Genomic DNA, 7,810 nt, shown 5'->3' on the forward strand with positions numbered 1-7,810 from the left:
AATATAACAAAAGAATTTCTCTTTGTCAACACCCAAACGCAGAAACGCCCCGGCGGAACCCGCCGGGGCGCTCTGCTATTGTCATTAGGAGAGAAGGGACCTCCGGTCGGGCCGCTCACTTGAGGCTAAAGCCTCGCTCGACGTTCTAAACAAGCATCTCCTTCCGCTTTTAGAAACATAGAAAGACCTGTTTTAAACATTGTCCGCAGGGTGAAAGCGATCCTTTCCGTCAGCCGGTGTTGTATTTTCAGCCAACTGTCACGGTGCAGTGCTTAACAGCAGCGGCGCCCGGCAGGGTCGTGTACACACCCGCGCTCTGGCCCGGTGTACCAACGGCCCACACACGGAAGTAATAGTCGTTGCCGATGCGGGTCACGTACTGGGTCTTGAGCACACCGCCGTTGCCGACGGTAAAGCTCGGGGCCAGGCCGTTTCCATTGACAACCGTCATCTTAAAGCAATATGCCGCGCCCCTTCTGACGGTAAAATCAACGGTGGTATCGGAGCGGACGAACGGAGCCGCCGCGCCGACAATCGCCGTACCGGCGACGCCATAGCTGTTATCTGTGATTCTCGTGGCAGAACCGGAGGATTTCCGGACGGTCTTTTCCTTCAGGCCTTCCATCGCGTCGCCCAGTGCATAATAAACCTTGGCGCGCGCGGGTCCGTTGTCCGGATCGTTCCGCATCAGGTCTTTCGCATCGTTCAGCGCTTTTTCGAGCGTGGCGGCGCTGTCGTCGGTGTACTTGCCGAGCGGAATGGATTCCGCTTTTTGAATGCGTGTTTCCAGCGCTTCCTTGGTCGGAATCTTGCGCAGCGCGATCATCGCGTTGTCAAGCGCCTCAGCCGCCCGGTCAACCTGTGCCTGTGTTGTATCCTTGTTCAGCAGGATATCTTCCGCTGCTGCCAGCGCATCCCGGAAGGTCTTAAAATCGTCCTTGTCGATGTCAAGGTATTCATCCAGATCAAGCGCATTGGCAGTCTCCACCAGTTGCTCCAGCCAGCTGTAATTTGCAGCAAAGTCAAGGTCCATAATTGCCTGATAGAGTGCGTCCGCGGCTTCCTTGACGTCCTTTTCCAAAGCGTTTTCGTCCGCCTGGACCTCGAGCGCCTTGGCGTAGGCAGCCTCCAGAACCGCCCAGCTCGCGCTGGTATAGTTCTCTTCGAGCAGGCCCTCCGCCATGATGATCGTGTCATTCAGTCCGTCCTTATTGCCGCTGGCAAATTGCAGGTAATGCATGACCTTCATCAGCTTGCTCCACGCGTTGTTGATGGCTTCCTGATCTGCTGCTTTGTCCGCGTCTACCTTTTTCGCTGCTGCCAGCGCCTTGTCAAGCGCTTCCTGCACCAGCGGGATTGCGTCGTTATACTCATCGGAACCGACGCAGCCCTCTGCGATCTCAATGGTCAGGCGCAGAACCTGCTTGTCGACCACGGTAAATTGGACGTTCAGGGTCCTGTTTGCATTGCCCATCGTGCCATCAAGGGTAAAGGCTTTCGTATCCTTGAAGGAGGTATCCTCCTCGCCGACGAGAACCTTTGCAAATTCGCGGCCTTCCACTCTCGGGATAAAGGTCAGCTCATACGGCTCGCCCGCCTTGAGCTGCAATTCATATTTGCCGATGAGGTTCGCGATCGCCGCGTCCTCCGCGGTCAGTTTTGCGTTGGTGGTGAAGTTTACGGTGAGGGTATGCGCGGTGGGTTCGATCACGCCGCCCACAGCTTCTTCCAGGTCCTTCTTCACCGTATCGACGTCGTTCTGGCTCGCCTCGCCGTTGAGCTTCGCTTCCGCGGCGGCCAGCGCCGTCTGAATGGCGGCCCACTCGTCCGCTGTGTAATCATCTTCGCTCAGGCCGTTGGCATACGCAACGTACTGATACAGGTCGACGCGGTCGGGCTCGACATACGGCTCGCCGTCCTCGATGATCTCCATGATGGTCGGGAAGCTGTCGGTCCACGATACACGGACGTCGCTGACGTTCGCATAGGCGGAAATATCGAAGTCCGCGGGATTCTGCGTCAGTGTGCCCACCTGCTGCCATTCGCCGTTCGATTTGACGGAAACAGCCGGCGCTTCGCCTGCCGCTCCGGGCTGGAACAGGACGCGGAGCTGATTGACTTTCAGCCCCTGCAACAGCTTGTAGTCCACATGGCCCGCGCTTCTGGCGGTGTAAGAGGTGCCAATATCGCGGTCGCATACCGCGCTGGCGTCCGCGCCGGACTCTGTTGCCGCGAGCGGAATTTCTCCGCCCTCCGGCTCGCCCTTGTTGACTTCAAATTCATAGAACTGCAGCCAGTTGGACGCGCTTTGGGTCAGACGCATGCGCACATATTTGGCCGGCTGTCCGTTGCCGGTTGTCTCATAGATGCCGCCGTTGTTGTTGAGATCCTGTTCCGTAAAGGAACCAAGCTCGGTCCAATTGAGGTTATCCGCGGAAATTTCCACGACAGCAGCCTTGGCGCTGTCGGCATTTCCTTTTTCGAACACCAGCTTGACCTTGTTGACATTGATCAGATCGCTGTATTCCATCGTGACGGTCTGGCCCGCCTGCTGCGGCGCTCCGGTCCAAAGCTTGGTGCTGTAGTTGCCGTCGGTCAGGTTCTGGGTTCCGTAGCTCTGATAAATCCCAACGCCTCCCACGGACGCGCTCACAAAACGGCCCACGGGTTTTATGGTCCAGGTCAGGGACGCGGCGCCCAACGCAATGGGATCGGGCGTGTTGTTCTTGACTCTCACAAAAGCCGCTTCCGGCGCCGCATCTTTGGCGGTAATTGCCGTCCAGGACTTGCCGTCCACGGAGTATTCCATTGTCAGGCCTTCCGCCTGCGGATCGGCAGTCCCGGTCAGATTGCGCACCTTATTGAACGCAACACCGACATACTCGTTCCGGCCCAGGCTGGTTCCCTGCGGGACGGTTACGGAAAGGCTGCTGCCACTGTTTGCCAGCGCAAACGCCGCGTTGGAATTGGTGAAGAGGCGCGGTTCTCTGGAGACCGGCGCCACATTGTTGATCGCGCTTTCCGCCTGTGTCAGAATATAGCTGACAAACGGGCGCATGTTGTTCTTGGACGGGTTTGCCTGGTAGTCTCTGAAGGAAGACTCCGTCCCGGCGCCCTCCATCGCATGAACGATGTAGCGCGGATTATTGCTCTTGGAAAGCTCTTCGTTCTGGATTTTGGACGCCGCGTTGAACGCCGCCCAGCGGGCTTCGTCATCGTCGCTCAGCAGAACAGTCAGGGAATTCTCAATGACCTGCGCCATGTCGGACAGGCGGTTCAGGTTGCCTTCCAGTTCCGTATAGAGCAGCTCATAGGAGGCATCTCCACAATCTTTCATCATACGGATCTTTGCGATGCCGTCGTTCAATTCCTTGAATACCGCCAGCATCTTCTTCGCGGTTCCCAGTTCTCCGAGCGGATACTCCGCCTTGAACCTGGTATACATCTCCTGCATATCCTTTGCTTCCGGCTCGGTCACAATGTTTTTGCAGACCACGCGGTAGGCTTCCTGCAATTCTTCTCTAGACACGCCCGGGATGCCCTTTTCAATCAGATATGGGAAACTGTTGTCCCAGTTCTTCTGAGAGTCAAACTTCTTCGTGTTCCAGACGAAGTCCGCCACGCCAAAGAAAGCGACTTTGGAGGCTTCCGCCTGGTTCATGGGGTTCGCGATGACGCCGATCATATCCTTTGTCTCCGTACTGACGGCAAAGTTTGCGTCGATACGGTCCATAAAGAGCTGTGCGTCCGCATAGTCGTTGACGGGATAGTTCCACCAGATGCAGGGCTTGCGGCCCGTGCGGGTGGCAAAGTTTTCACAGGAACTGTTGTTGATCGGGCCGCACACGGCATCGCCGGTGAAGCAGATCACAACATCCTCGTGTACATTCGCTCTTTTAAAATAATCCATACATTGATTCTGTGTGGAGGATGAACCTAAACCGTAGGTATACCAGGTCGGGGTATAGAACAGAGGCTTGACTTTATCTGCTTCTGCCGCATCCTCTGTGTTGTACACCTCGTAAAGACGCCGCTGGGTCTTGTCAATCAGATACGGCTGGGTCTCTCTCTGGCTATAGGCGTCGCTGATATTAATATCGTCCATAAAAATGCCGAACTCCCGTACGCCTAATTCATACAAGCTATCAAACTTCGGAAGCAAGCGGTTATCAATTTCACTGTCTACCGTCGCTTTGGAGCTCATATTCAGCCTGCGCTGCATGGCGGGATGCGCGACCCAGACAAAATCGATGTTGCATTTTTTCGCTTCTGTCGTGATGACGCGGATGTCGTCCTTGGTCAGGACGCCCTGCTTGCGTTCCTGTTCGGTCACGGTGTCGGGGTATTCCTCGTCCCACAGGCCCAGATGATACGGGTCACCCTTCGGGCCATAGACAAAGACGTTCAGCTTCAGCTTCTTCGCAAACTCAAACCAGTCCACACGGGCCTGAACGCTCCACGGATAGCCGTAGAAGCCTTCTACCATGCCGCGGTACTGCTGGTTAGCATAATCGTCGAAGGTGACGGTGGTCAATTGCCCATTCATCCTCTGTTCAAGCATCTGCTCCAGGGTGGCGATGGCGTAGAACGCCGCGTCGTCATCCCTGCCCAGCAGCAGGAAATCGCCGTGCTCGCTGTTGTTGTTCAGCTGGACGATGTGCATGTCAAACTTGTTTTCGCCCGGCGCAAAGACGTCGCGGGAGACATTGTGCTCTGTGGCATATGCGTCCGCCGCCTTGCCGGAACCGTTGACTCCCAGCAGAAGGTTGGTCTTATCCGCCACAGGCGCCGCGCTGTAGGAATAGGTCAGCCCCGCGTTGTCCAGAACCTCTTCCAGACGGGCCTTGGTGACCTCGCTGATGCCGTCTTCCAGCACAACGTTGACTTCCTCGGTCAGCGTGACGCGGCCCTCGCCCAGCGTCATCTGCTGCGGGATCGGATACACCGTGTATTCAATCTGCCGCTCGGCTTCACTGCGCACATCCGCCGTGAAGGAAACGGTCTTAGTGACATCCTTGTAGGTGACCGTGGCCGTCAGCGTAACGTCCGTGGATTCCGCCGGCGCGGTAACGGTGACTTTGCCGGTCTCCGGGTCGATACTGAGCAGGTCGCTGTCGCTTTCCCAGGAAATGGACGCGCCGTCCTCATCGGAAACAATCACGCTGAAGTCGCCGTTGATGATCTTCGGTACATTCAGCCTGGCAATCGCTTTGTCGACAATCGCCTCGTTGGTGAAATGGTAAAGCTCCAGCTCATAGACCGAAACGCCGTCCCAACCGTCATCCGGGCGGGTGATGCACCACAGGCGCACATAACGGCCCGTGGCGGGCTCGTCCAGTGTAATCCGTTCGGCTTTGCCCTGACCATCTTCGGTTTTATAAACGGTGGTAAAATTTGTATTGTCATTGGATACCTGGATTTCATAGCCGCTCGCATACGCGGCTTCCCAGTAGATACGCACCTGGTTGAAGGTCATTTCCTCCCCCAAGTCCACCTTCAGCCACTGCGGCGCGTGGTTGCGGATTTTATCAACAGACCAACGGGATCCGCTGACATCACCATCAAACGCATGCTGCGCAATATGGCCCGTGCCGCTCTCCACACCAGAAGCGGAAGCAGTTTTGTTCAGCGCCAGGTTCGTGCCGTCTTCCGGCTGTGTGCTGGAGATTGCCGTTCCAAGCAGACCGGACAAGTCCGCTGTTGCTGCCGACGCCGCCATTGTAACGGTGCTCATCAGCAATGCGAACGCCAGGAGCAGGGACAGGATTTTGCTGCCGTTTTTTCTCATTTTCACATCTCCTTCTTTCCAAAAACATGCTTTAAAGTTTCAAAAAGCCAAATGAACGCCTCACCCTCCTTGCTGGTTTTCTCCGCACGACGCGGAGGCAGTCAACATTTCACGGTACGCCAATAGTATTTATATTATAGTTTTAGCGGATAAACTAGTCAATTTTTAGACATTTTGTATACAGGTTTAATGTTTTTTTATTTTTCATATTTCTGCGGACAAGAAATTATGATAAAATGCCAAATTTTGGTGGATGGTTTTTTTATTTTTTTGTTTGTCCGCTTAATGTTTTTTTGGTCAACCTCTTTCACTCTTTGATTTCAGCCGCGCAGATGAATAAATATTCATACAGCTTCAGTTTAACTTATATTTATTCATATTTTGATCAGTCAAATCCGGAATGGTGCAAAAAAAATCCACAATCTGTAACCGTGTATTTTGACGAAACCGGATGCGGGAAACCTTGTCCATACATAGTATAGAAGAGAAAAACCGCACCGGGAGGGACCGCAAATGCAGATACATGTGATACAGCCGGGAGAAAGCATCTATACCATCGCTCGCCGCTATGGTGTGCCGGCAGAACGGATTATCACCGACAACGAGCTTGCCCAGCCGGATCGTCTGGCAGTGGGACAAACGCTTGTGATCCTGTTCCCGGAACAGGTCCATACTGCGGAGCCGGGCGAGACGCTGCCGTCGATCGCGCAGCGGTTCGGCGTGCCGGTGCGGCAGCTCCTGCGCAACAACCCCGCCCTGTACCGCTCCGTGCGGCCCGGGCAGTCAGTCGTATTGCGGTATCCGGCGCCGCCGCTCGGCCCGCTCGCCGTCAACGGCTATGCGTATCCGTTCATCAACCGGGACACCCTGTACAAAACGCTGCCTTTCCTCACCTATCTGACGCTGTTCGGCTGTCATGCCAACGCGGACGGGTCGCTCAAAAACATGGACGACGCCGAACTGATCGCAACGGCCCGCGCCTACGGAACCGCACCGCTGATGCTGATTTCCAACCTCGACTGTCAGGACCGCTTCAACAGCGAGCTGGCGCACCGGATTCTGAACAGCCCTGAAGCGCGCGAACGGCTGGTTGCGCAGACGTATAGCCGCGCCCTGGAGTTGGGCTATGCAGGGATCGACGTCGATTTTGAATACATTCTGGAGGAGGACGCGGAGGCCTATGCCTCGCTGATGCGCGAGCTTTCCGCCAAACTGAACCCCGCCGGTCTTGTTGTCTTTACCGCTTTGGCCCCAAAGAGTTCCTCCGACCAGAAGGGCGTCCTCTACGCGGGCCACGACTATGCAAGCCTTGGCCGCGCCGCCAACGGTGTGATGATTATGACCTATGAGTGGGGCTATTCGACCGGCATGCCGATGGCAATCGCCCCGCTTGACAGCGTGCGCCGGGTCATGGATTACGCTGTTACGCAGATCGAACCGGCCAAGCTGCTGATGGGCATTCCCAATTACGGCTACGACTGGACCTTACCTTATATATATGGGCAGTCGCGCGCGCCCTCCATTTCCAACACGGCGGCGGTACAGCTGGCGGTCGACCGCGGCGCGGTCATCCGGTACGACCCAAAAGCCCAGTCTCCCTGGTTTCGGTACTGGGATGCATCCGGCAGGGAACACGAAGTCTGGTTTGAGGACGCGCGCAGCATCACGTCCAAGCTGGTGCTGGCGCACAGCTATCCATTGCAGGGCGTCAGCTATTGGAACGTCATGCGGTATTTTCCGCAGAACTGGCTGGTACTCAACGCATTGTTTCATATCCGGAGCGGCATTGACTGAGAACAAAAAAGGGTCTGTCCCATCATGGGCAGCATACACAGAACCGGCTGAACGACAAATCCCCCCGCCTATGGCGGGGGGGGTCCTGATATCCTGTCCGGATTTTGTGCCAAATGTGCGGTTTGAGAAAGCCCCGCTCTTTTTTCAATCGGGGGGTACCCCTCTTCCTCCTCCCGAAGCCCCCTCCACTTTCCGCGATCAGCCACCACCCCCCGCGCCCCCACCGGC

The 7,810-nt window shown here is 55.9% G+C and carries 2 protein-coding genes; one reads left to right on the top strand and one right to left on the bottom strand.

Going from position 1 to position 7,810, the window contains the following annotated elements; genetic code table 11:
* Positions 1-247: 247 nt before the first annotated feature.
* The gene (locus BN2106_RS14655; protein WP_050699293.1) at positions 248-5,788 is read right to left on the bottom strand and encodes a beta-N-acetylglucosaminidase domain-containing protein; all 5,541 of its coding nucleotides are present in this window, start codon (positions 5,786-5,788) and stop codon (positions 248-250) included.
* A 513-nt stretch (positions 5,789-6,301) separates the two neighbouring features.
* Between BN2106_RS14655 and BN2106_RS14660 the strand changes: the two genes are divergently transcribed.
* Complete coding sequence (locus BN2106_RS14660) at positions 6,302-7,582, top strand: glycosyl hydrolase family 18 protein (RefSeq protein ID WP_050699294.1); 1,281 nt, start codon at positions 6,302-6,304, stop codon at positions 7,580-7,582.
* Positions 7,583-7,810: the final 228 nt, after the last annotated feature.

Origin of the sequence: Anaeromassilibacillus senegalensis, from assembly GCF_001261775.1 — a bacterium.
Lineage (GTDB): Bacteria > Bacillota > Clostridia > Oscillospirales > Acutalibacteraceae > Anaeromassilibacillus > Anaeromassilibacillus senegalensis.